Source organism: Streptomyces sp. NPDC057702 (genome assembly GCF_042799315.1).
In the GTDB taxonomy this organism is placed as follows: domain Bacteria; phylum Actinomycetota; class Actinomycetes; order Streptomycetales; family Streptomycetaceae; genus Streptomyces.
In genome coordinates, this window is record NZ_JBHVJC010000031.1 from 70055 (window position 1) to 93611 (window position 23557).

General features: G+C 74.0%; 23 protein-coding genes and 1 pseudogene. 14 read left to right on the top strand and 10 right to left on the bottom strand.

The features are described from left to right. The first annotated feature begins 65 nt into the window (after window positions 1-65). Window positions 66-638, top strand: a complete 573-nt coding sequence (locus ACFVFR_RS23475) for a TetR/AcrR family transcriptional regulator (RefSeq protein ID WP_383704823.1) — start codon at window positions 66-68, stop codon at window positions 636-638. Between the two features lie 557 nt (window positions 639-1195). Here the strand turns inward: ACFVFR_RS23475 and ACFVFR_RS23480 are convergent. Next, on the bottom strand, window positions 1196-1570 hold the full coding sequence (locus ACFVFR_RS23480; protein WP_383704825.1) for a peptidase inhibitor family I36 protein: 375 nt from the start codon (window positions 1568-1570) through the stop codon (window positions 1196-1198). A 790-nt stretch (window positions 1571-2360) separates the two neighbouring features. Here ACFVFR_RS23480 and cpt point away from each other — a divergent pair. Beyond that, complete coding sequence (gene cpt, locus ACFVFR_RS23485; protein ID WP_383704827.1) at window positions 2361-2894, top strand: chloramphenicol phosphotransferase CPT; 534 nt, start codon at window positions 2361-2363, stop codon at window positions 2892-2894. Window positions 2895-3069: 175 nt separating this feature from the next. Here the strand turns inward: cpt and ACFVFR_RS23490 are convergent, their stop codons facing one another. After that, window positions 3070-3951, bottom strand: coding sequence for an alpha/beta fold hydrolase (locus tag ACFVFR_RS23490; RefSeq protein ID WP_383704830.1), 882 nt, complete (start codon window positions 3949-3951; stop codon window positions 3070-3072). Between the two features lie 43 nt (window positions 3952-3994). On the opposite strand from ACFVFR_RS23490, the gene ACFVFR_RS23495 reads away from it, so the two are divergent. After that, complete coding sequence (locus ACFVFR_RS23495) at window positions 3995-4531, top strand: CGNR zinc finger domain-containing protein (protein WP_383704832.1); 537 nt, start codon at window positions 3995-3997, stop codon at window positions 4529-4531. An 81-nt stretch (window positions 4532-4612) separates the two neighbouring features. Further along, a complete protein-coding gene (locus tag ACFVFR_RS23500; protein ID WP_383704834.1) occupies window positions 4613-4990 on the top strand; it encodes a nuclear transport factor 2 family protein in 378 nt (125 codons plus the stop codon). A gap of 299 nt (window positions 4991-5289) precedes the next feature. Here ACFVFR_RS23500 and ACFVFR_RS23505 read toward each other — a convergent pair whose 3' ends face one another. Beyond that, window positions 5290-5688, bottom strand: coding sequence for a 4-oxalocrotonate tautomerase family protein (locus tag ACFVFR_RS23505; RefSeq protein ID WP_383704836.1), 399 nt, complete (start codon window positions 5686-5688; stop codon window positions 5290-5292). Window positions 5689-5982: 294 nt separating this feature from the next. On the opposite strand from ACFVFR_RS23505, the gene ACFVFR_RS23510 reads away from it, so the two are divergent. Further along, window positions 5983-6393: a MarR family winged helix-turn-helix transcriptional regulator gene (locus ACFVFR_RS23510; RefSeq protein WP_383704914.1), complete on the top strand. Its 411-nt coding sequence runs from the start codon at window positions 5983-5985 to the stop codon at window positions 6391-6393. A gap of 38 nt (window positions 6394-6431) precedes the next feature. Here the strand turns inward: ACFVFR_RS23510 and ACFVFR_RS23515 are convergent, their stop codons facing one another. From ACFVFR_RS23515 to ACFVFR_RS23525, 3 genes are all read right to left on the bottom strand, one after another. Next, window positions 6432-7346 (bottom strand): class I SAM-dependent methyltransferase, encoded by a 915-nt coding sequence (locus ACFVFR_RS23515; protein ID WP_383704838.1) that lies wholly within the window; start codon window positions 7344-7346, stop codon window positions 6432-6434. Window positions 7347-7512: 166 nt separating this feature from the next. Continuing rightward, entirely contained in the window at window positions 7513-8178 is a 666-nt protein-coding gene (locus ACFVFR_RS23520) for a helix-turn-helix domain-containing protein (RefSeq protein WP_383704840.1), read from the bottom strand. A 60-nt stretch (window positions 8179-8238) separates the two neighbouring features. Further along, on the bottom strand, window positions 8239-8457 hold the full coding sequence (locus ACFVFR_RS23525) for a hypothetical protein (protein ID WP_383704842.1): 219 nt from the start codon (window positions 8455-8457) through the stop codon (window positions 8239-8241). 830 nt (window positions 8458-9287) lie between these two features. Here ACFVFR_RS23525 and ACFVFR_RS23530 point away from each other — a divergent pair. Next, a pseudogene (locus ACFVFR_RS23530) lies at window positions 9288-10164 on the top strand (GNAT family N-acetyltransferase); the annotation flags it as partial. A 714-nt stretch (window positions 10165-10878) separates the two neighbouring features. On the opposite strand, the gene ACFVFR_RS23535 reads toward ACFVFR_RS23530, so the two are convergent. The 3 genes from ACFVFR_RS23535 to ACFVFR_RS23545 form a co-directional block, all read right to left on the bottom strand. After that, complete coding sequence (locus ACFVFR_RS23535; protein WP_383704844.1) at window positions 10879-11868, bottom strand: CU044_5270 family protein; 990 nt, start codon at window positions 11866-11868, stop codon at window positions 10879-10881. Beyond that, entirely contained in the window at window positions 11865-12515 is a 651-nt protein-coding gene (locus ACFVFR_RS23540) for an RNA polymerase sigma factor (protein WP_383704846.1), read from the bottom strand. The genes ACFVFR_RS23535 and ACFVFR_RS23540 overlap by 4 nt, the downstream gene beginning before the upstream one ends. A 200-nt stretch (window positions 12516-12715) precedes the next feature. Further along, window positions 12716-14713, bottom strand: coding sequence for a hypothetical protein (locus ACFVFR_RS23545; protein WP_383704848.1), 1998 nt, complete (start codon window positions 14711-14713; stop codon window positions 12716-12718). 677 nt (window positions 14714-15390) lie between these two features. Here ACFVFR_RS23545 and ACFVFR_RS23550 point away from each other — a divergent pair. The 7 genes from ACFVFR_RS23550 (at window position 15391) to ACFVFR_RS23580 (ending at window position 21862) form a co-directional block, all read left to right on the top strand. Continuing rightward, window positions 15391-16920, top strand: a complete 1530-nt coding sequence (locus tag ACFVFR_RS23550; protein WP_383704850.1) for a hypothetical protein — start codon at window positions 15391-15393, stop codon at window positions 16918-16920. Window positions 16921-17078: 158 nt separating this feature from the next. Continuing rightward, window positions 17079-17915, top strand: coding sequence for an NUDIX hydrolase (locus tag ACFVFR_RS23555; protein WP_383704852.1), 837 nt, complete (start codon window positions 17079-17081; stop codon window positions 17913-17915). Between the two features lie 253 nt (window positions 17916-18168). Next, a complete protein-coding gene (locus ACFVFR_RS23560) occupies window positions 18169-18333 on the top strand; it encodes a hypothetical protein (RefSeq protein WP_176162760.1) in 165 nt (54 codons plus the stop codon). An 88-nt stretch (window positions 18334-18421) separates the two neighbouring features. Then, a complete protein-coding gene (locus ACFVFR_RS23565; RefSeq protein ID WP_383704854.1) occupies window positions 18422-18715 on the top strand; it encodes a Dabb family protein in 294 nt (97 codons plus the stop codon). Window positions 18716-19494: 779 nt separating this feature from the next. Continuing rightward, complete coding sequence (locus ACFVFR_RS23570; RefSeq protein ID WP_383704917.1) at window positions 19495-20352, top strand: RNA polymerase sigma factor SigF; 858 nt, start codon at window positions 19495-19497, stop codon at window positions 20350-20352. Between the two features lie 186 nt (window positions 20353-20538). Next, entirely contained in the window at window positions 20539-21369 is an 831-nt protein-coding gene (locus ACFVFR_RS23575) for an RNA polymerase sigma factor SigF (protein WP_383704856.1), read from the top strand. A gap of 151 nt (window positions 21370-21520) precedes the next feature. Then, complete coding sequence (locus ACFVFR_RS23580) at window positions 21521-21862, top strand: DUF5713 family protein (protein ID WP_383704858.1); 342 nt, start codon at window positions 21521-21523, stop codon at window positions 21860-21862. A 199-nt stretch (window positions 21863-22061) separates the two neighbouring features. On the opposite strand, the gene ACFVFR_RS23585 is transcribed toward ACFVFR_RS23580, so the two are convergent. Continuing rightward, the gene (locus ACFVFR_RS23585; RefSeq protein WP_383704860.1) at window positions 22062-22265 is read right to left on the bottom strand and encodes a hypothetical protein; all 204 of its coding nucleotides are present in this window, start codon (window positions 22263-22265) and stop codon (window positions 22062-22064) included. Window positions 22266-22932: 667 nt separating this feature from the next. Here ACFVFR_RS23585 and ACFVFR_RS23590 point away from each other — a divergent pair. Further along, on the top strand, window positions 22933-23544 hold the full coding sequence (locus tag ACFVFR_RS23590) for a MarR family winged helix-turn-helix transcriptional regulator (protein ID WP_383704862.1): 612 nt from the start codon (window positions 22933-22935) through the stop codon (window positions 23542-23544). Window positions 23545-23557 lie beyond the last annotated feature (13 nt).

Below are 23557 nucleotides of genomic sequence, written 5' to 3' on the forward strand. Positions count from 1 at the left end.
GACAGCATCTGTCGTCATCGACCGTACCAGCTGATAACAGCTCCTGTTGTCGTACGCTGGTGCGCATGCCGCGATGGGAATCCGACGCACAGGGCCGGCTTGAACGCGCGGCGCTCCAGCTGTTCGAGACGCAGGGGTTCGAGCGCACCTCGGTCGCGCAGATCGCGGACGCCGCCGGCCTGAAGGAGCGCTCCTTCTACCGCTACTTCCCCGACAAACGGGAAGTCCTCTTCGCCGGCGACGCGCTTGAGGCGCACCTCGTCGCCCAGGTCGAGGCGGCCGATCCGGGCCTCACGCCGATCGAGGCACTGCTGGCCGCGCTGGGGACCGCGGAGGAGGTCTTCCGCCCACGCGAGTTCCTACGGCGCCGGGCGAGAGTGATCGCCGCCAACCCGGCGCTCGCCGAGCGCGATCTGATCAAGCTCGCCGACATCGCCGACGCGCTGGCACCGGCGCTCGAACACCGCGGCGTCGAGCCCGGAAGGGCACGCTTCATCATCGACGTGGTGCTGGCGATCCACCGGCGCGCCATGCCCCGCTGGCTGGCCGAGCCGGACACCACCCTGGCTCAACTCATGGCTCAGGCCGCCGCCGAGCTGCGCGAGGTGGTCGCGCCACCAGCTCCAACGATCCACTGAGTCGGCCGCGACCATGCTCGCGGGTCAGCGTGGAACCGGCTGTCCGGGAAGCGGCCTCACCTCAGTGCGGCTTCCTGGTCCATCCGGTGGGTTCCCTGAGAGATCGTCGCCGGTGGTGACTGTGTGTCGAGTCGCCGACTGACGCTGTCGGCGCCAACCGGACCGGCGCGGCGGTTTGGCCGTGGTGATGGCCGACGGGGTGGGGACGGCGGCCAGCAGGCGACGGATCTCCCGTGCCAGTCGAGTGGGGTCGCTTCGGGAAACCGATTACCCACACGCGTTCTCCCACAGGGTTCCGCCGACGGAATTCCTTCGTCACGCGCCCAGCGCTCCCTCATGTCTGACGCGTCCCGCATTCCATGCGACGCTCCCGCTGTTGCGTATCGGGGAGCGGGAGTCGCAGTCCGCGCATGGCCCACTCACGGGTGTACGGAAAGGCCGGGGCGGCCCTGAAGCGGGTGCCCCGGCCTTTCGTGCGGGGTTGCCGACCTCGCCGTCGTCGACGGATTCCCGGAGGATGTGGCGGGTGGTCGGCAGACTATTCCGCTAGCCGGCGTTTAGCAGGCTTTCCAGGACGAGATGCGGTCGTTGGCGTGCGATCCGATGTTGGGTCGCGACTCGCCCGGCCCCACATTCGCGAGTAATTCCCCGCCGTAGTTCGAGTGCTGGTAGAAGCAGATCCGCGACCCGCTGCGGTTCCACAGGGAGGTCGTACGGTCGTTCATCGCCTTGCCGACGTTAGGGACGTTGACGCCGCCGGCCAGGAACCCGCCGTCGTAGTTGCTGTTGTCCCATACGCACACGGAGTTGCCGGTGCAGTCGCGGTAGTCGGGGGGCGTGGCGCTCGCCGGCGTCGCGCCGGTCATGGCCAGGGCGCCCGTCAGACAGACTCCGGCTACAGCGCCCACCACGGTGGTCCTCTTCGAATTCACTGGATTTACCTTTCCCTCGCTGGTCGGCGTCCCGCGGCGGGGTGGGGAGGATTCCGCACCACGTCGCGGGCGCACTAGACCCGTACCGACATGTGATCAGACGGGTTCGCGTACTGCTCTGATAGCGAGGGGATTCGGGCACAATCCCTTACAAGGGTCGTGCCCGTCCCCCGTCAACTCTCACGTGCCCTGATGGTGATGTGGCACGCATGATTCGGCCTGACGCCGAGCCACCTGAATAGTGGTCGAATATTCAGGCAGTACACGAGGGACAGTACGGGGGCCCGGAGATCGATGTCCAGCGCCGAGTACGTGGGCTGGCCAATAGCTGCCAGCGCCCGGTTTAGCCCAACCTCGCGCCGGGTTACGGCGTCGCCCCGGAAAAGCGTCCAGGCCCTCCCGGAAGGCGGTACCGCTATTTCCCCGTCAGCGCACGACACGGCTGCTTCCCGAGCGGGCGGCGGATGCCACACCCCGCTTTCCCGGGGTACGCGGCCCGGGGCGAACCGACCGTCCACCTCCCGCCCGGCCACCACTCCACCGCCGACGCCGCCACGCCGCGCACGGCGCCCCCACCCTCGCGTCGCGCACGGCGACTTGAGGGCCGTGAGACGTGCCGCGCCCGGTGCCGTGGCGACCCGAGCGGGGCGACAGCCTGGCGTACGCGTCGTCCAGCGGGCGGAGTTCGACCAACGGCCCGCCTTCCGGGTGCTGCCTCCTCGCTGGTCAGGGGGGTGTGGCCGGGGGAAATTCGGTTGCCGGGGGCGGGGCGCGTTCCTACCGTGACGCGGTGACGACTCAGGTGATCGTGCTCAATGGTGGTTCCAGTTCCGGCAAGACGCAGATCGCGCGCTGTCTCCAGGCGGTCCTGCCCGAGCCGTGGTTGCTGATGTCCGTGGACGCGCTGATCGAGGCGATGCCCGTGGCGCTGCGGGACTCGGACGACGGGATCGAGTTCGCGAGCGATGGCGGGGTGCGCCCCGGGCCACGGTTCCGGGCGGCGGAGGCCGCCTGGCGCGTGGGGGTGGGCGCGATGGCGCGGGCGGGGGCGCGGGTCATCGTGGACGATGTGTTTCTCGGTGGGCCTGCCTCGCAGGAGCCCTGGCAGCGGGTGTTGGAGGGGTTGGACGTGCTGTGGGTGGGCGTGCGGTGCGCGCCCGAGGTCGCCGCCGGGCGCGAACTGGCGCGCGGCGACCGCGTGCCGGGCATGGCCGCCGCACAGGCCGACCTCGCGCACCGGGGCGTGGCCTACGACCTGGAGGTCGACACGACGCGTACCGAGTCCCTGGCCTGCGCGCGCACCATCGCGACCCGCCTCGACTGAGGCGCCGCCCCGGCTCCCTGGACAGCCGGCCCCGGCCACTCCCCAGGGGCCACCCCCGCCCCCCGGCAGTCGGCCCCGGCCGCCCTCGGGCCAACCCCCAAGGACCGGCCCCCGGCCACCCCTAAGGGGCCACCGCCCGGCCTCCGCGCGCCTCGCCGGCCGTCACCCGATCCCGCTACCCGCCCGTCGAGGCCCCGACCACGCGCGGGCGGAATCCGATGACGGTCTCGGCGACCTGGTCGAGATGGCTTTCCAGCAGGAAGTGGCCGCCGTCGAGGAGGGCGACCCGCGCGTCGGGCACGTCGCGGCGGAACGCCTCCGCGCCGGCGGGAGCGAAGATCTCGTCGTTGCGGCCCCAGATCGCGAGGACGGGAACGCGCCGGGTGCGCAGCCACTCCTGGACCGCCGGGTACAGCGCGCGGTTGCTGGCGTAGTCGGCGAACAGGGCGAGTTGGGCGCGGTCCACGCCGGGGCGGGCGAGCAGCGCGAGGTCGTGTTCCCACGCGTCGGGGGCGATCAGGCTGGGGTCGGGGACGCCGTGCGTGTACTGCCACTCGACGGCCTCCCGGCTCAGCGCGGGGCGTACCGCCGCCTCCCGCTCCGGGCCACGGTCGGTCGCGTACGCCCAGACGGGCGCCCAGAAGTCCGGGACGAACCCTTCCTCGTACGCGTTGCCGTTCTGCGAGACGACGGCGAGCACCGCGTCCGGGTCCGCCAACGCCAGCCGCCAGCCGATGGGCGCGCCGTAGTCCTGGACGTAGATCGCGTAGCGCCGCACCCCGATGGTGGCCAGGAAACCGCGCGTGACCTGGGCGAGGGCGTCGAAGGTGTAGTCGAAGTCGGCCACGCCGGGCGCCGAGGAGCGGCCGAAGCCGATGTGGTCGGGCGCGATGACCCGGTACGGGCCGGCCAGCGCCGGAATCAGGTGGCGGAACATGTGCGAGCTCGTCGGATAGCCGTGCAGCAGCAGGAGGACGGGGGCGTCGGCGGGGCCCGCCTCCCGGTAGAAGACGGTCAGGCCGTCGACGTCCACGGTCCGGTGGTGAACAGCGACCACGTTAACCCCTTAACTAGTTTTAACTGGTTAGGTTAGAGTGATCATGCACAGCGCGACAGAGCGTGTCAAGGAGGGTGGAGCCGTGGTCGAGGACGAGGAACTGCTGCTCGCCGTGCTCAACAGCGCGCCGGTGCTCGACGGGCGCGCCACCGACGCGCTGACCGGCCCGGACGCCGCGCGCTGGGTACGGGCACGGGGCGGGCGGGGCACCCGGGCGGAGTGCGAGCGGCTGCGCCGCGTACGCGACGCGCTGCACCGGCTCGTGCGGCAGACCTCCACCGACGTCGGGGAGTTGGCGGGCGCGCTGGACGGGGCGCGGCTGCGCCCGACCGTCTCGGCCACGGGCGTGACATGGGCGCTGGAGACGGCGGCCGGGGACGAGCTGGCCGCCCGCACCGTCCTCGCCTGGTCGCGGGTGACCACGGAGCTGCCGCACCGGTTGCGGGCCTGCGCCAACGCGGAGTGCAACCTGTTCCTCGTCGACCACAGCCGCCCCGGGACCGCCCGCTGGTGCTCCATGGCGACCTGCGGCAACCGCATGAAGGCACGCGCCCACGCCCGCCGGCAGCGCCTCGACTAGCGCCGTGACCGGGGTGAGGCACCGCGCTCGGAAGGCGGCTCACGGGGCGGGCGCACGCGACACGGCTGGTATGAATGGGGCATGGAGGAAGAGACCGCACGCTCCGCGATCGACACGTTCATCTCCGCGTTCAACGCCTCGGACGACAGCCGTGTGACCACCCTGCTCGCCCAGGCCCTGACCTCGGACGTGGTCTTCTGGGGGCCGCTGGGTCGCAGCGACGGCATCGCGGCGGTCGAGCGGTTCGTGCTGGACATCCGGCGCCACCCGGCGGGGGCCGGCACGATGGTGCGCTGCTCGGCGGTGGACATGCCGGACGAGTGGGCCCGGTACCAGTGGGTCTTCACCACGCCTGACGGCGGCCCGCGCCTGGCGGGAACGGACGTCGTCCACCTGCGACGGAGCCTCATCGACCAGGTCATCGTCTTCGCGGGGGAGATCGAGCCGGCCGCCTCCTGAGTCGCCTCCCCGGCGCCGCCCGCCTCCCCCGAACCCGCCCCTTCGGCACTCGGGGGCCGGGGTTCACGGTGGGTCGGGCCGCGTCCACGGACAGGCCCGACCACCGCGCCTCCAGCGGTCGGACCGGAGGTGACCGCACGTCCGACCGTCGCGACCACCCCACCCGGCGAACCCTCCCGGTCAGCGCGCCAGCGGTCGGCACCCCTCCCGGCCGGCGCACCAGCGGTCGCCGCCCCCTCCCGGCCGGCGGAGCCGACCGGGGCGCCGGGCGGGGCGGGTTCGGGCCGCGCGACGGCCGGTCAGGCGGCGGGCAGCGGCGGATCGACCTCGCCGCCGACGCCGGAGCGCCCGGCCGGCACGCCGACGAGCTGTACGGCCACCCGCTCCCGGTCGGCGCCGCAGGCGTCGACGACCGCGTCGGTGATCGCCCGGATCAACCGTCCGGACACGTCCTCGACCCCCGGCAGGCGCAGCGCGGCCTCGCGCACGTGCAAGGTGACCGCCGGCGCGTGCGCGCCACCCGGCACACCGCCGACGCCCCACCGGTGGCGCGGGACACCGAAGATCTCGACCACGGCCAGGGCGCGCGCCCGCTCGCCGTACACCTGGACCAACGCCCGCGTGAGCGAGCGGACCAGACGGCCCTCGACCTGCCCGTCGAGCTCCTCCTCGTGCATCCGTACCTGGAAGTGCGGCATGGAACCTCCCGTCGCTGAGCGGCCAGCCCAGCCGCCCCCACCGACCACGCGGCACCCCGCTACGGGGCACCTCGCCACGGGGCACACCCACGCGCGGCGGCGGCCCGCGCGGAGCGCACGCCCCGGCTCGCCTACCCTGGGGGCAGCTTTGCTTTGCAAGCAAAATACCTTTGGCAGCAAAAGTAAATTCGGGAGGGCGCAGTGTCAACCGAGGAGCCCCGGACCACGGGGGCTGGCTTGGACCACGGCCCGGCGCACGACGTCGACGACGCGGTCCGGGCGCTGCTGGTCCTCATGCCGCGCATGGTGGGCGCGGCCAAGCGGATTCCGGTGCCCGAGGAGCTCCGTTCGCTCGATCTGGCGCCCCGCCACCTGTCCCTGCTCTCCCACCTGCTCTTCGACGGGCCCATGACCGTCAACGACCTGGCGGCCCGGCTGGAGGTCGCCCCGACGACCGTGAGCCTGCTGGTCGGCGAGCTGAGCCGGAAGGAGGTCCTCGAACGCCGCGAGGACCCGGCCGACCGCCGCCGGCGCATCGTGAGCCTCACCGACGCGAAGCGGCCCGCGATCGAGGGCTGGTTGGCCCGGGGCGCCGCCGCCTGGCGCCGGGCGCTGGCGCCGCTGACCCCCGCCGAGCGGACGCTGTTCGTCCACACCCTGCGCGCGTACGAGACGGCCATGCTGGAGAGCCTGCCCCCGACCTGACGCGGGCGCGGTGGGTGAGACGGGCGGGAGGGGGTGGGTCAGCGCGGCTTGTCGAGGACGAGGGCGGTGTAGCCGACGCGGCGGCCGGCCGTCACGTGGGCCGCGACGACCGGGAGCAGGGCGTCCCAGTCGGCGGGGGTGAAGTCCCGCAGGCCCGGCCAGCGCAGGCACAGGGCGCGGCGGCCGGCCCGGTGGGACGCCAGGGCCCCGACGGCGCCGATCAGCCGGGCCGAGCGGCGGACCACGGGGCGCGTCCAGTCGTGCGCCGCCCGCACCCGGAAGCCGGTCGCGGTGGCGCTGGAGACATAGCGGCCCCGTCGCTCGACGTCCTCGAACCGCCAGGCCGCGCGCACCAGATGGGCCGGGTCGAGCTGGTCGATCCGCGGCGCGTCCCCGTCCGGCCAGGTGAAGTCCACCAGCACCAGGCGACCGCCGGGACGCAACAGGCGGTGGCTCTCGGCGAGGAAGGCGTCCCGCCCGGCCGGGCCGAAGTGGAACGCGGCCTCCAGACAGTGCACTCGGTCGAAGGTGCCGGCCACGAACTCCGTACCGCCCGCCTCCGCCGGCAGCCGGGTCGCGTCCGCGACGGCGAAGGAGACCCGCGGGCGGTGCCCGAAGCGGGCGCGGGCCAGGTCGATCTGCCGTTCGCCGATGTCCACGCCGAGCGCCCGGCAGCCGGCGTCGGCCAGCCGGGCGGTGGTGTAGCCGTGCCCACAGCCCGCGTCCAGGACCAGGTGGCCGGGGCCCGCGCCCAGCAGGGCCAGCGAACGGCGCACCAGGGCGCGCTGGAAGTACGCGCCGTCCCACAGCCCCGCGGGGAGCGTGAGCAGCGTGACGTAGCCGACGTTCAACAGGTCGTCCCAGCCCAGGTGTTGGAGGAACCTGAGAAAGATGTTGACCTCGTCGTACCCGTCGGCGCGGGGCGTCCCGCCCGTACGCGTGTCATCCGTCATCCCGCTCCGCTCCCCGCCCGCCGCCAGGCCCCCGCTCCGGCCGCGAGCATCGCACAGCCGGCCGCCCCGGGGCGGCCGGTCACGGGGGCCATAGGGCGCGCTCGCCCGACCGCCGGCCGGGCGGCCGGCGCACGGGAGGGAGCCGGCGCCCGCCCCCCCCCGCGCGCTACCGGCCGCGCGCCCCGGGCGGGCGCGGGGCGCTCGGCGGCGCCTCCGCCGCCAACAGCACCCCCCGTACGTGGGGCGCCTCTTCGGGACGCACCCGCGCCAGGGCCAGGAACCAGCGGCGGGCCGGCGCCCGGCGTACGCCGCAGGCGTGCAGGACGGCGGCCAGGACGTCGGCGGTCACCGGCCGGTCGCCGCGCAGCACGGCCCCGTACGTGTGGTGGGAGAAACCCGTACTGCGGCAGGCCAGGCCGCGCAGGCTCAGGCCACGGAAGCGGCGCATGTGGTCCAGGAGCAGGGCCAGTTCGGCCGGGTCCCGCACCCACTGCGGCGGCGTGATCTCGCGGGTGGTGGCCCAGCGCTTGAGGACGGCCGTATGGCGTACGTCGGCCCGCGCGGTGCGCTGGGCCAGGCGCAGCCCCTCCCACCGGGGGCGCAGGGCGACCGGGTCAGCGCCGCAGGCGCGCAGATAGCCGTCCACCGTGCGCCAGGTGGGCAGTTTGCGCCCACCGTGCGCGTCCGAGAGCGAGGCGACGCAGACGCCGCAGCGCAGCGACATCTCCGCCAGACTCGGCGCGCCCGCCCGCTCCCGTGCCGCACGCAGTGCGGCGGCGAAGCTCACCAGTCGGCCGTCATCGACGGGCAGCGCGTTCATGGGGCGGGCCACCGCAGCTCCTTCCCTTGGGCCGTGGCCCGGAGCGGCGCGCGCCCCGGGCCACGGAGTTCGTCAGGTCTCCGAGAATCGACGGCGCATCTCAGCGGTCACCAGACCCGCCACGCCCACCACGGCCACCGCCTCGGCCAGGGCGACGCCCAGCGCGAGAAGGGTGACGAGCGCGCCCAGGACCACGACCAGGAGCACGAGGTCGATCCAGGACAGACGCGCGCGGTGGGTCGTGGACTCGGAGGGGTGGCCGCTGGATTCCTCGGGGTGGTTCAGGGACAAAGAAGACTCCAAACCGGGAGACGAGAGATCGCTGTGGATCGGCCCTTTCCGGTTGCAGCCGAAAAGGGGCCGACAATAAAGCTACTGCCGTCCACGCGGGTACGTGTGGGCCCGGTTCTGCCCATTCACGGCTTGTCAAGACGCTCCGAATACCGGCACAGGCCCGCTACGCTGCACGGAAATCAAGGTTGTGGCGGTATGCCAGAATTGCGAGACCAAGCGATCGAGAAGACCCCGTCCCCACAGGTCAGGCCGCATATCGCCACACACAAAGAAGATCTTGGAATTCGTCGACAACGCGCGAACAACCCTCTGCGGAGGGCCTGTTCGGGACAGTGTGTACCTCATCGCGGCGCACTCGGGTCCGCTCGCCCCGGCCGCTTCGGGTCGATATCGCGATATCCGTGAACGACCTGAACCGGTGGCGTACGGAGCGACGGCGCGGCTGGCAGGGGATTGCCATTCGTCGATTTTCGCGCCACACTAGAGGACATGGAGTTGCACGCCATGCGTGCCCCGGATGACGTTCCGTATCGCTGTGGACATTCCAGGGACTACCAGGGGAATTTTCGTTGCAGCGAAACCCCCGTCCTTTTCTGAGTCCGCCGCGCCCCGCGAGGGCACGGCGGTGGCGAGCACAGCCAGTGGCCCGGCCGACGACGGCCGGGCCACTCGCCTGTCCGGGCCCCCGCCCGCCCGGGGCCGGGCCCACGCCCCACCGGCTGGCACCCCACCGGCCCCGCGCCCCTCCCCGCACACCCGCCCCACCACGCCGCCTCGGCCCCGACGCCCCATAGCGCCGCACCACTTACCTGACTAGGGTCAGAGGAATGGACGCGGCGGAGATTCAGCGAGTGCGACGGTTCAACCGCACCGTCACCGAGCGCGTGGGCGTGCTCCACGACCGCTACCTGGGCCGGGACCGGCCCGTCGGCGAGGCCCGCCTGCTCTGGGAGATCGGCGAAGGGGAGCGGGACGTCAGGGAGTTGCGCGAGCGGCTCGGGCTCGACTCCGGATACGTCAGCCGCCTGCTGCGCGCGCTGGAGCGCGACGGGCTGGTGACGGTACGACCCCAGGACCGGGACCGGCGCGTGCGCGTCGTACGGCTCACCGACGCGGGCCGCGCCGAACTCGCCGTCGTCGAGCGACGCAGCGACGAGGTGGCCGGCTCGCTCCTGGCGCCGCTCAACGCGGACCAACGGGCCAGGCTGGTCGCCGCCATGACCGAGGTGGACCGGCTGCTGACCGCCGCGACGGTCACCCTGGACGTGGTCGACCCGACCACCCCGACGCCCGGGGGTGCCTGCGGTCGTACGCCGCCGAGATGGCCGAGCGCTTCGACGGCGGCTTCGACCCCGCGCACAGCCTGCTGCCCGACCCGGGGGAACTGCGCCCGCCGCGCGGCCTGTTCCTGCTCGCCCGGCTGCACGGCGAACCCGTCGGCTGCGCCGGCCTGAGACTGCCGGCCCACGCCCCGGCCGAGATCAAGCGGTTGTGGGTGGCGCCCGCCGCCCGTGGCCTCGGACTCGGCCGCCGGTTCCTGACCGAACTGGAGACCCGGCCGCCGCACACGGCCGCGACGTGCTGCGCCTGGACACCCACCGCGCGCTCACCCCGGCCATCGGCCTCTACCACGCCCACGGCTTCCACGAGGTGCCCGCCTTCAACGACGAGCCGTACGCCCACCACTGGTTCGCGAAGCGCGTGTCCCGCACCGGCCCCCACCCCCTCCCCGGTGCCGACCCCGGGTCCGGCACCGGTGCCGGACCCGATCCCGGGCCCGCCCCACCCGCCCCCCACTGATCCCGGAACCACCCCCGATACCCCTCCGGGGGCGGCGGCCCCCACCCGACCACCTCGCGGGACCCACCCCGGGAGCGACCCTGACAGGGGCTGACCCTGAGGAGACGCGGCCAGCTCACGAGCCCCACCCCGGACGCGGAACCGGCCCCACCCCCGAGGCCGGCCCCGGTCCCACCCCGTACGACCCCGACCCCGCCCCGTACCGGAACCCGGCCGACCCGACCCGCCGACCCGCACGCGACGGACCCAGCCGACCCGACCTCGGCCCCACCACTCCGCACCGGAACCCGCACCGGCGTCAGCGTCGGCGTCAGCGTCCGCGTCGGTCACCGAACTCGAACGCCTCCTCCCCCCACCCGGCCCCGTCGGGCGGTGGTCGGCGCCTGCCATCCCCTCCGCGGCAAGCGCCGACCCCTTCCCCCGCACTCCGGTCGCGGCCCGTGGCCCCCACCACGGAGGTCGCCGGTGACCGGGTGTCGCTCCGCGCCGTCGGCCACCCCCGTGGCCGGTCGCGCGGAGTACCGGTGGGGCCCGTACGGGCCCCGGCTTCGGGCGCGGCGCGGGCCGCCGCGCCCGAAGGGCTGAGCGCGCCGCGGGTCGCCCCGGCGCGCGCCCTGGCTACGTCCGGTGGTGCGTGGTGGGCCCGCGCGGCACCTGCGCCCGCCGGTCGACCACGGTCACGTCCAGCAGCGCGGTGTTCTTGGTGCCGAGGTAGGCCAGGCTCTGGGTGTCGAAGACCCAGGTCGTCGGCTCGGTGTCGGGGAACCGGAAGGTCAGCCCCACACCGTGGCGGCCGGCCCCGTCCGCGACCCGTTCCGTGACGGTAACCCCCGGCAGTCGGGAGGCCACCCGGTAGAGCGCGGCGTTCAGGTCCGGTTCCAGGGCGGCGATGTCGAGCAGGCTGGCGATCAGCTCGAAGACGACCTGCCCCCGGTCACCCCCCTGGCCCTCGGTCCGCTCGTACAGCCACGCGCGCAGGGCGGTCGGGTCGGTGGGCAGGTCGCGCAGCCGGTCCGCGCGCCACGGCGGCACTGCGGAGTTGGCCCCCGTCTCGCTCCGGGCCGTCGGCGGGTAGCGGCCGAGCCGCGTGGCGGCCCCCAGCTCCAGCGGCGTGACCCGGATGAGGGCGTCCGGCTTGCCGTTCGCCGGGAACCAGTCCTCCCGCTGACCGAAGCCGCGCAGCCCGAAACCCAGCACGTGCCCCTTCCCCAGGTGGCGTACGTACACGAACTGATCGGCGCGCACGGGGACCGGCGGGCGGCCGTCGAGCGCCGCCGCGGCCTGGTGCAACACCTGCGCCGCCTGCTCGCCGTCCGTCGGGCCCGCCGGGGGCGAGTCGCCCTGGCCGACGGCGCGCACGGACAGGGCGGCCACGGCCAGGGCCACCACCGCGAGCGGCACCACCACGATGGACAGCCGGTGCCAGGAGTACCGGCGGGCCGAGTCCGACGCCCGCTCGGCCGCCCGCCGCTCGATCTCCCGTACGAACCCCTCCCGCAGCTCCCGGTGGCGGCCCGCCCCCAGCGGCCTGACCCCGGGCGCCGGCAGCAACGCGGCCAGTTCCGCGCGCTCCGTCTCCTCGTCCTCCTGGCACGGATAGCCGTTCATGACGTCCTCTCTGTCGCCGCGCCGGGCCCGTATCCGGCCGCGCACGGGCCCGCGTCCCAACGCCCCGGCTCCGGTGCGCCGGCCGCCGCCCGGGGCCTCCTGCGCAACTCCGCCTCGGTGAGCTTGCGCAGCCGCTTCCGGGCGCGCGAGAGCCGCGAACGCACCGTGCCCACCGGTACGCCGAGCGCGGCGGCCACCGTCGTGGAGTCCAGGCCCTCCCACACGCACAGCGTGACCACCTCGCGCTCCAGGCGGCGCAGCCCGGCCAACGCGCGACGGGCGGCGGCCAGTTCCTCGCCGTCCACCATCCGCTGCGCCACCTCGTCGGCGAAGTCGGGCACGGCGCCGCTCACCGGGAGCCGGGCGAGGGCGCTACGGTGCCGGCGCGCGGCCCGCGTGGTGTTGCGCAGCACGTTGGTGGCGATGCCGAGCAGCCACGGGTGGAGGTTGTCGTCCCCGTCGGGCAGCACCCGCTCGCGCAGTCGCCACGCCTCCAGGTACGTCAGCGACACGACGTCCTCGGCCGTGGCCCAGTCGCCGGTGAGCCGCACGGCGTGCCGGTGGACCGCCGCCGCGTGGTCGTCGAACAGCCTCCTGAACGCGTCCGGCTCCCCGGCCCGCACCCGCTCCCGTAATGAATGCTCCACACCCTGAACTGTCCACCCCGGCCGCCGAGTTCACGTGATCTGCGCCACACGGCCCGGCGCGGGGTGGCTGGCCTGCCCGGACACGGCGACGGCCGGGCGGGGACGCGCCCCGCCCGGCCGTCGTACGGGGCCGCCGTACCGGGTCGTTCGCCCCCGACCGGCGTCCCGGGTCGGTGCCCGGGGGCGCCGACCCGGCCGCGTCAGGTGGCCGGGCCGATACCGAAGGGGCTCACGACGTAGGCGCACTCGGTGTAGGTGTAGCCGGGCTCGATACGGGCCGTGGCCGCGCCGGCGTCGTTGCCGGTGCCCTTGGACTTGTGCAGGAAGTAGGTGGTGCCGACCGGCAGGGTCAGGGTGCGCTGCGGATAGCTTCGGCCGCTCTCGCACGCCTTGCCGCGCGCCTGCTCACGGCTGGCGTACGTGGTGCAGCCGGCGCACGCGGCGAGGTCGAACTTGCCGGTGACCGGGCCGGTGTAGAGGATCTCGACCGCGTTGGGGCTGTCGTTCTTGACCGTGACGGTCACGCTGCCGCCGCTGTCCGTCGTGGGCCGCCGCTTGCCCGCGGCGGGCAGCTTCTTGGCGACCTCCGCGGCGATGACGACTTTCTGGGCCAGCGGCCGGTTCCGGTCGTCGGGGTAGGTGCGGGCGAAGCCGTTCATCGTGGTGATGGCCTGAGCGAACTGGCCGTCGTCGTACTGGTCGAGACCACACGCGTACGTGCCCGCGCGCACGTGCCCGCCCGCTGTGCCGACGTCCCTGGTCAGCGCGGCCGACGCGGCGCCACCCGCCTTGGCCAGCGTGGCGGCCTGGGTGCGGAGCACGCGCAGCCGGTCGGTCGCGGCGCACGGCGCGGGCCCCTTGACCCCGTCCCCCGCCGTGCTGATCGCGGCGCTCACCGCCGGCTCCACCCTGGCCGCCTGCGCGGAGTCGGGGAAGTCGGCGAGCAGGGTGCCCAGGTGCTGGTCCTTGCCGTCGCCGGCCGAGCCCGCCGTGCCGAGCCCGCCCACCCCGCACTCGTACAGCGAGGTCGCCAGCCGGCCGTCGGGCCAGTTCACCAGCTTTCCGAGATGCTTCTCGTCGATGCGCTTCGGCACCGTGCGCAGGAACGTGAGGGGCGTGATGGCCGCGCAGTAGTCCTTGTCGCCGTACGTCGCCCCCACGCTCTCGTAGTACGTCCTCATCCGCTCCGGCACCCGCTTCGCGGCCCGCGAGCCGGGGTGGTCGTCGGCGAGGGCGGCGTAGCCGTCCAGGGCCCGCCGGTAGTCGGCCTCGGCCGCGTCGAACGGCTGCCCGGACCGCGCGCTCACCAGCTCGTCGACCTCCGCGAGGCGATCCAGCAGCATCTCCTCGGTGGCCTCGTCGCGCGCGCTGTCGTACGCGAGGTAGCCGCCGCCCGGCGCGGCCAGCAACGCCACCCCGAGCACCACGGCCACCGCGGCGCGCGGCGGCCACACCAGCGGCCGGCGCAGCCCGACGTAGGCGCCGTGCGCCGCGGCCCCCACCAGCAGGACCAGGTATCCGGCGACGACACCGCCGGCCACCCCGTCCGGCTCGGCGGGCAGGGCGACGACCAGCAGGCCGGCCGTGGCCAGCCAGCACAGGGCCACCGCCCACCACAGGCGCGTCAGGGCGTAGCCCACGCCGAGCCCGCTGAGGTTGAGCAGCCCCACGGCCACGGCCCGCGCCGGAACGGGCGGCCCGGCCGGCGCCGGCGGCGCGCCGTGCGGCATCGGCGGCAGCGCGCCCAGTCGCAGCGTGGGCGGCGACACGCCCCCCTCCGGCGCCGCGACGGGCGCGGGCGCCACCGCGTCGGAGGGCGGCTCCGCCGCCGAGAGCGACACCGTGTCGGAGGGCGCGGGCGGGTACGCGGCGTGCGGGCCGACGGGCCCGGCCGCCTCGGGCGCGGCCCCGGGCGAACCGGCGCTCGGCGGCACCCCATCCGGCGAGCCCAGCGCACCCGCGTCGGGCGGCGGGGGCGCGGCGGCCCCGGCCGGCGGGGTCGCGGGCTGCCCCGGTGGGACGGCGGGTCGGCCCGGCGTCGCCCCGTACGCGGGCGGCGGGGGCGGCGGGGTGTCGTACGGGTGGGGCGGCGGGGCGGGGCCGAAGCCGGGCGGGGGCGGCGGCGGGGTGGGAGGCGGCGGCTCCCCGGCGCCCCCGCCCTCGCCTCTACCGGTCGCGTCCCGCTCGTCCCACACCATGGCGCTCCCCCCACGACGTCGCTGCCGTTCGTATCCCCGGCCGGCCCCGCCCGACCGCGCACGCGGCCACGACACCGACCCCCGAACCGGGCCCGGTCCGGGCCCCAGCCACCCCGCTCCCCAGCCGGACGGGCGGCGCGTACGACCCTACGGGGTGGGCGGTCGGACGGACAGCCGATGGGGGCATCAACTCGCTCTGCGGCGCTTGCACTTGGCCGAAGAGCGCAAGACATGCGGTGGTCTGCACCGGGCGATCCGGCGGCCCTGGCGCCCAGCCTCCGTGCGGGTCGACGCCCGCACCCCGCGAATTCGGCCAACTACCCACGATTCACCCCCTCTTGGACGCGAGCGAGCGCTAGCGTGAGGGGTCGCGAAACAACGGGGCCACGCGGGCGCCCGCATCCGGGCCAGGCGGGTCCGTACGTCCGTCACCAGCGGAACAGAGGTGCGCGTGGGGGCGCGCCGCGACCAGTCACGCCCCTACGCGCGCGGCGGGAACCAGCGCGACCCGTCCGGGCCCGGGCCCCGTACGGCCGCGCCTGGACGCGCCTGCCGCCGAGGGAAGCCGACCCGGGGTGCGCCGCGCCGACTTCCCTCGACGCCATCGCGCCACGGTGAACGAGGCGGCCGGCGGCCGAGCGGGAGCTCCGCGACATCTGCGGGGACGAGGGGGAGTCATGGCACGACAGCACGACGAGCAGGTGGCCAGAGTGCGGCCGAGCGGTCTGAGGAAGGGCGCGGTCATCGCGCAGTCGCTGGACAACCAGTGGGTCAACGCGGAACTAACCCGGGAGATGGTCGCCCGCGGCCGGTCGCTGAGCGAAGTCGACGACCTACGCGGCAAGGAGGTGCGGGCCGAGTACTTCCGGAGCCTCATCAACACCCGGCAGGTCGTGGCCAACCGCACCTATTTCTATAACAACACCGCCGTCAGCCGCGATTACTTGTACGACGACGACGCCCGCCGGGCCCACCAGAAACTCCTGGCCGACGGGTCCCTGGTCCCCTTCCTCCTACACGAACGGGAGCCGACCGACCGGCCGGCCAACGTCGACCTGGACGAGACAGCCTTCACCGCCTGGCAGGAGACCACGGCGACGCTGCCCGCCACGGCCCGCATGACCTGCCTGCGAATGTCCTGGGACGACGAGCAGAACCGGCTGGACACCCGGAACGCCCTCTTCCTCCCCTTCGCTGCCCGGGTGCAGGCTCTGACGGCCAAGGATCTCCCGCTGCTGGCCCAGCAGCTCGGCGTGCCGGCCGAGCGGCTGCCCGCCTTCGCCCACCGCATCGGCCAGGTCGTGGACCACAGCAACCAGCTCAGCGTCGAGGGGCGCCCGGTCACCCGCAACGTCCTGTACGAGCAATTCGTCTCGGTACCGGGCCGGCCGGTGTCGGAAGGCCGGTACGACCGAGACAAGCCGTTCGCTGGGGAGATCAAGCAACTGCTCGACCTGATCTACAACGTCAACCTCGCCGACGCCCTGAACATGTATCCGCTGACGCCGGGCGGCAGCTTGCAACGCCTCGCGCTCCAGGAGTGGCGTGACCTGCGGGGTGCCGCCTCCTCCTCGGGGGCGGGCCGGGTCGTCGAGGACCCGGACGAACTCTCCGAACTGCTGCGCTTTCTCCGGCGGCAGGCGTTCAGCACGGTGCAGGACGGCCTCACGCCGGCCGAGCTCGACACCCTCGAACTCAGCGACATCGCCACCCTGCGGGAGACCGGCGCGTGGAACGCCTACGTCACCGCGTTCGACGGCCTCCTCGCGGACCCGGCCACCTTCAACGACCGCGTGGGACTCGTCTTCGACCGTTACGTCGCGCTCAACCGGAAGATCGTCCACCTGGCGGCGGCCCGGCGCGGCGCCCGCTCCACACCCTGGGCCCCGGTGGTCGAGCTGGTCGTCAACGTCGGGGGTTCGGTCGTCACAGCCGTCACTGGCGACGAGACCTGGTCGCTGACCGGCGCGCTGGGCGCCAACGCGCTCGATGTATACGGCGGTTCCGTGCGGCTGGTCCTGCGCAACCGGGTCGCCGGGCACCGCGAGCAGAGGTTCGCGCGCGAGATCGCTGCCGTACGACTGGAGACTCTGGCCGCGTGGGAGCGTTTCCAGAGCCTGGTGGAACGGCTCCCCGACTACCGCGAGGTCGCCCCGAATCCGGGTGCCAGCGGCTCCACCACCATGCGGGACGACCTGGAGTACTGACGGCTCGGGGCCGCCTCGGGCAACGCGGGGGCCGGGTACCGGTGTGGCGAGGCGCGGGCCGTCGCGCGCCCGGCCACACGGGGTGGGCTGAAGCCCAGACGGCAGGCGCCCGCGCGACGGATACTAGGGGCGGAACGCCGTCCGCCACGAAAGGCACCATGAACCGCTACGACCAGCTGCGCGCCGAGCGCCCCGACCTGTTCGTCAACAGCCCGGACGGCATCGACCTACTGTTGACCCCCGAGGCCGTCGAGGCCGCCCGGCGGGGCGCCGGAGCCGCCCCCGACGAGCCGGTCGGTGTGGTCTACGAGGACGCCTACGTCACCGCCGTACGCGACGCGGTGCGCTTCCCCGACGGCTCGCACGGCCTCTACCTGCGGATACTCCCCCGCGCGGCGGGCCCCGGTGTGGTTATCCTGCCGCTCACCCCCGCCGGGCGCGTCGTCCTCGTCGAGCATTACCGGCACGCCACTCGGGCCTGGCACTGGGAGGCCCCGCGCGGCATGGGCGAGGCCGACTCGACGGGCGCCGAGAACGCCGCGCGCGAACTGCGCGAGGAGATCGGCGCCCGGGCGACCGAGCTGGTCCCACTCGGCGACCTCCACCCCGACACTGGGCTGCTCGGGAGCCGTGTCGAACTCTTCGCCGCTCGCCTCCCCCACCCCGCACCCGTCGCTTTCCCACCGTCCGGGGAGACGACGAGCCGCGAGCGCGCTCACGAGCAGGGCAACCAGCACGAGGAGCGGAACGGAGCGGAGCGTGATGTCGGGCCCCGGGAGGAGGGCACCGCGGACATCCGCGCGTACGGCGGCCAGCCGTACGCCGGCACGTGGGACATCGCCGAGGGCATCCGGCGCATGGTGACCGTCTCGTACGCCGCGCTGGGGGAGATGATCGCCGTCGGCGCCGTCACTGACGCGTTCACCATCGCCGCCTACACCCGCGCCCGTCTGACCGGACTCCTCGACACCCCCGCGCCGGCCGCTGCCGACTGACGGCTCGACGCGTACGGAGGCGTCCGGGGCCGCGAGGGGGCGATGACGAGGAGGGCGGCCGACGGCTCCGACACGCCGGTGCGCACACGCGTCAACAGGAGCCCGCGACCCGGCGGGAGGCCCGGCCGCCCGGCCTCCCCCGCGTCCACACGTCCCTGAAGAGCGCGTGAACGATCGCACTAGTCACTCGTTCGGCCCACCCCTGTGGATAGACTCACGCGAGCTCACAGAAGACGCAGGGGAGGCGGACGGTATGGCTCAGGCGAGGAAGATCGCGACCTACATACTCGTCGTCTTCGTGCTGTACACCATCATCAACTCCCCGGCTCGGGCCGCCGAGCTCGTCCAGATAGGCTTCGAGGGCATCTCGGACGCGGCCAAGGGCATCGGCGACTTCATGACCGAGCTGGTCAAGTGACCGGTGGGGCGCCGGTCCGGCCGCCCGCCGGACCGCCCCCGTCACCCGTGTCACCGTCACCCCCGGCATCTGCGCGAAGGGCAGCCCCGTGATCCGTCATCTGGTCCTTTTCAAGCTGAACGAGGGCGTCTCGCGCGACGAGGAGCGCGTGATCGCCGCCGCGAAGGCGCTCCAGGAGCTGGACGGGGTCGTCCCCGAGTTGACGTTCTGGGAGAGCGCCTGGAACATCACCGACCGTCCCATCGCGTACGACTACGCCGTCAACTCGGCCGTCGCCGACCGGGACGCGCTCACCCGCTACCTCGAACACCCGGCCCACCAGGCCGCCGCCGCCCGGTGGCGGGAGTTCGCCACCTGGGTGATCGCCGACTACGAGTTCTGACCCGCTCCACGCACCACACCGACAGCCCCTCGCCACGCGGCGGGGGGCTGTCGGCCGTACGGGGCACCAGGATCGGGCCGGCCACGGCCACCTACGCGCGTCAACTCGCCCGTCAACTGTCCCATCAACACGGAGCTATGCGGTGCTTGCACACAGCGGACATGTCTTGTGATGCTATGACCGCTTTTGCCGGATGCTTGGAGTGGGACGACCTGAAGGGTGGCGTGACCGTGACGGCCCGTACTGCACCCAAAGCCCCATCCCAGGGCGGCACCGGCGAGCGCGCGGAACGGGCCGATCGCGCGGCGGACCCGAACCCCGCCGCCCCCGACACCGCCGACCCGGCCCCCGCACCCCCGCCCCAGCACCCCGACGCCGCCCCGCCCGACGCCCCCACGGCCGCCCGGACGCCCCCCGCGCCCCCCACCCCGACCCCGGAGCCCGAACCGAGCGCGGCGAGCACCCCGGACCCACCGGACAGCGCGGACCCGGCGTACGCGGACGCCCCGAGGGAGCCGGCGGGTCCGGAGCACGCCCACGGCGCGGCACGGCCACCGACCACGACCGGCCCGGCGCGCCAGGCGGGCCCGGTGGACGCCGACCAGGGGCCGGGCACCGGCGAGACCGGGGCCGGCGCCGTCCACCCCCCACGGGACGGCACGGGGCCCACCCGGGGTGACCCCCAGGCCCTCCCGGGCGCCAGCACGCCGCGCCGCGCCGAAACGATCCGGCCCCCCGCCGAGCCCCCACCCCCGACCACCGAACCCCACGCGGCGCCCATCAGCCCGCCCGCGCCCGCACCCGCGCCGGACGGCGGCGCCGGGGGCAGCGATCCGGAGGCCGGTGGCGAAACCGGGGTCACCGCGCGCGAGCGGCGCAGCGCGGACGCGCGGGCGCTGACGCAGGTGCTGTTCGGCGAGCTGTCCGGGCTGGAGCCGGGGAGCACCGAGCACACCCGGGTACGGACCGCGCTGATCGAGGCGAACCTGCCGCTCGTGCGCTACGCGGCGGCCCGCTTTCGCAGCCGCAACGAACCGATAGAGGACGTCATCCAGGTCGGCACCATCGGGCTGATCAACGCCATCGACCGCTTCGACCCCCACCGCGGCGTGCAGTTCCCGACGTTCGCCATGCCCACGGTCGTCGGCGAGATCAAACGTTACTTCCGGGACAACGTACGCACCGTCCACGTGCCGCGCCGGCTGCACGAGCTGTGGGTGCAAGTCAGCGGCGCGACCGAGGACCTGACGGTGCTGCACGGCCGCTCCCCGACGACGGCGGAGATCGCCGAGCGGCTGGGCATCGGCGAGGACGAGGTACTCGCGTGCATCGAGGCCGGCCGCTCGTACCACGCGACGTCCCTGGAGGCCGCGCAGGAGGGTGACGGGCTGCCCGGCCTCCTCGACCGCCTCGGCTACGAGGACCCCGCCCTGGCCGGGGTCGAACACCGCGACCTCGTACGCCATCTGCTCGTCCAGCTCCCGGAGCGCGAACAGCGCATTCTGCTCCTGCGCTACTACAGCAACCTCACCCAGTCGCAGATCAGCGCCGAGCTCGGCGTTTCCCAGATGCACGTCTCGCGGCTGCTGTCACGCAGCTTTGCTCGGCTACGTTCCGCAAATCGGATCGAGTCTTAACTCGCCAAGGGGACCCCACGATCGGCCCGCAGGCAGTAATGTCGACATGGCGCTACAGCGTGTTGCCGACATGTGACATTCTGCAGAAACGGTGTTTGACGCGACCGCTCTTCCGGTATTCAGGGGGAGGTTGCGCCTTCACCCGAGAGCGCTACCGCGACCGTCCGCGACCTCAAAGGGGGTGGCATGTCCGTAGATTTGGGCAGCTCGAAGGTGCTCACCACTGACGCATCACGCGTGCTCGACGACGGCGACGCCATCGACACTCGCACCCTCTCCCGCTCCCTGTTCCTGCGGCTCGCCGCGCTCGACCAGGACAGCGCGGAGCGCACGTACGTACGTGACACCCTGATCGAGCTGAACCTCCCCCTGGTCCGGTACGCCGCGGCGCGCTTTCGCAGCCGCAACGAGCCGATGGAGGACATCGTCCAGGTCGGCACCATCGGCCTGATCAAGGCGATCGACCGGTTCGACTGCGAACGCGGCGTGGAGTTCCCCACGTTCGCGATGCCCACGGTCGTCGGCGAGATCAAGCGGTTCTTCCGTGACACCAGTTGGTCGGTGCGCGTCCCGCGCCGCCTCCAGGAGCTGCGACTGGCCCTCACCAAGGCCAGCGACGAGCTGTCGCAGAAGCTCGACCGCTCGCCCACCGTCCCCGAACTCGCCACGTGCCTCGGCGTCTCCGAGGAGGACGTGGTCGACGGCCTCGCCGTCGGCAACGCGTACACCGCCAGCTCCCTCGACTCGCCCTCCCCCGAGGACGACGGCTCGGACGGCTCGCTGGCCGACCGGCTGGGGTACGAGGACAGCGCGCTGGAGGGCGTGGAGTACCGCGAGTCGCTCAAGCCGCTCCTCGCGCAACTGCCGCCGCGCGAGCGTCAGATCATCATGCTCCGCTTCTTCGGCAACATGACGCAGTCGCAAATCGGCGAAGAGGTGGGCATCTCCCAGATGCACGTCTCCCGGCTGCTGACGCGCACGCTCGCGCAGCTCCGCGAGGGCCTCATCGCCGACTGACCCCGGCTCGCACCCCGCCCCACCGACCCCACCCGCCCGGACATCACCCGGGCCCGGGAGGGGGCGGCCGGGGCGGGGCGGACGCGCGGGGCGTTGTCAGTGGCCCGGTGCATGATCGGCGCGTCAGTTCTCCTCCGGCGACGGGCTCATCATGGCGATCACCAACCAGCGGGTAGTTCAGTACGCGTTTCTGTCCGAGATGTACGCGGACCCGTACTTCCCCCCGCACGTCGTCGACAAGGGCGTGGCCGTGTTGCGGCGGCTCTGCGAGCGGATCGAGGCCGAGCGGCCGGCCGACCTGCCGGCGCTGCACGCACTCACGCACCCGGCGACGGAGGAGTTCAACGCGCTGGAGGAGGACTTCGAGGAAGCCGGCAGCGAGATCGAGACGGCCGCGCGCGACGCGATAGCCGAGGACTTCTGGTTCATCGCGACGGCGTACGGCTTCGCCGACGTGGACGTGGAGGAGCTGATCGCGCCCCGGGACTGGTGAGCCGACACCGGAACGCCGGCCGCCGGTAGCCGCCCCTCCGCCGAAGCGCGGCCCCGCGCGACCCGCCCCCACGCCCGCCGCCCGCTCCGCCCCACTTCGCCCGGAGAAACGGTCCGGCAGCCCGTCGAGGAGCCGCGCGCGGGGCGCGGGCGGTGGCGGGCTGCCGGAGGGGGCGTACGGGGCGGTCGAGCGCGGTGGATCAGGCGAGGGCGAGCCAGGCGACCGCGGCGACGACCGCCACCGCGACGACCACGCCGATGATCACGCCGAGGCGTGGGCCGGACGAGGTGGGCCCGGCGGCGGGCTGAGGCCGCTGCTGGGTGCCGTCGTCGACGAAGGCGCGGAACATCTGGGTGCTGCCAGCCGGGTCGTGGTTGCCCTCGGGGCCAGGGTTGTTCGCCATGGGGCCAGACCCTAGCGAACCCGCGGAATCGCGCACACCCCCGGGGTTTCCAGGGGGTTTGACGGGCCCTTTCCCGACTTGACCGGAGGCCGGCACAGCCTTTGTCGGGTGTTTACTCCGCGACCCCCGATTTCATTTGCCTGTAGCAACTAACTTCCTTATGGTTGCCTTAAGCAACTTGATCACCGGACCCGACGAGCTCGCCGCCAGCGACCGTCCACCGGGCCGTCGAGCCGAAGGGCGCTACCGGGGGCCGGTGGCCACGCCCGGGCCCGGCAGCACCCGCCCCGGGTCGGCCGTGGCGGACCCACTCACCGACCCGAGCCCACCGGGGCCGGGGCGGGCCGTGCCGGGCCCGCTCCCCACGGGGCGCCAGCCGTACCGTCCGGGCGGTACGGGGCGGGGCGTCCACCCGGTCGGGCGAACGCCACGACCACGGCCGCGGCCACCGTGGCCACGCGACACCAGGACAACCGGACATCCGCCCCCGGGCCGGGGCCGGCCGCCGCCGCGCGAGACGGCGTGGGGAGGGGCCGCGCCGGCCCGGTCCCGCGCCGCCGCCCCGGGCGCGACGGACGGCGTACGCCGGGGCCCACGGGCCGCCCCGGGGCCCACGGGCCGCGCGGCGGCCAGGGCACGAGACCACCATGTGACGGAAGGAGCACCGATGGCGACGCGGGAGCAGTACCGCGAGTTGGCCCGACAGCTGTCGGCCACCGCGGCCATCCAGCGCGACCTCGGCCGCGCCCTGCCCGCGGACTGCCCGCCGGCGTCGGCCATCGTGCTGATGGTCCTGAACCGGCACGGCGAGATGCGCATGAGCAAACTCGCCGAGCTGCTGTCCATCGACATGTCCGTGACCAGCCGGCACGCGGCGCACGTCGCCGACCGTGGCTGGATCGACCGGCAGCCCGACCCGCAGGACAAGCGCTCGCGGCTGTTGCGGATCAACGAGCGCGGCAGGGCCCTGCTGGACGAGGTGGCCGACCGGTACACCGAGGTCCTCGCGCAGTACCTGAGCGACTGGTCGGACGCGGACCTGGGGCAGCTGAACGCGCTGCTCGCGCGGTTGCGGGGCAGCTTCGGCGACTGCCGGGCCCGCCCCGCGCCGGCCACGGCCGCCACCCCACGCGCCCCCGGGCCCCCGGACCCGCACCCCGACCCGGGCCCGGCCGCCCGGCCGGCTCCCGCCCGCGCGCCGGAGGCCGCCGCGTCGGCCCCGGCGCAGCCGCCCCCGTCGGCGGACCACGACATCACCCGTACACCCGCGAAGCGATAGGCGAGAAGGAACT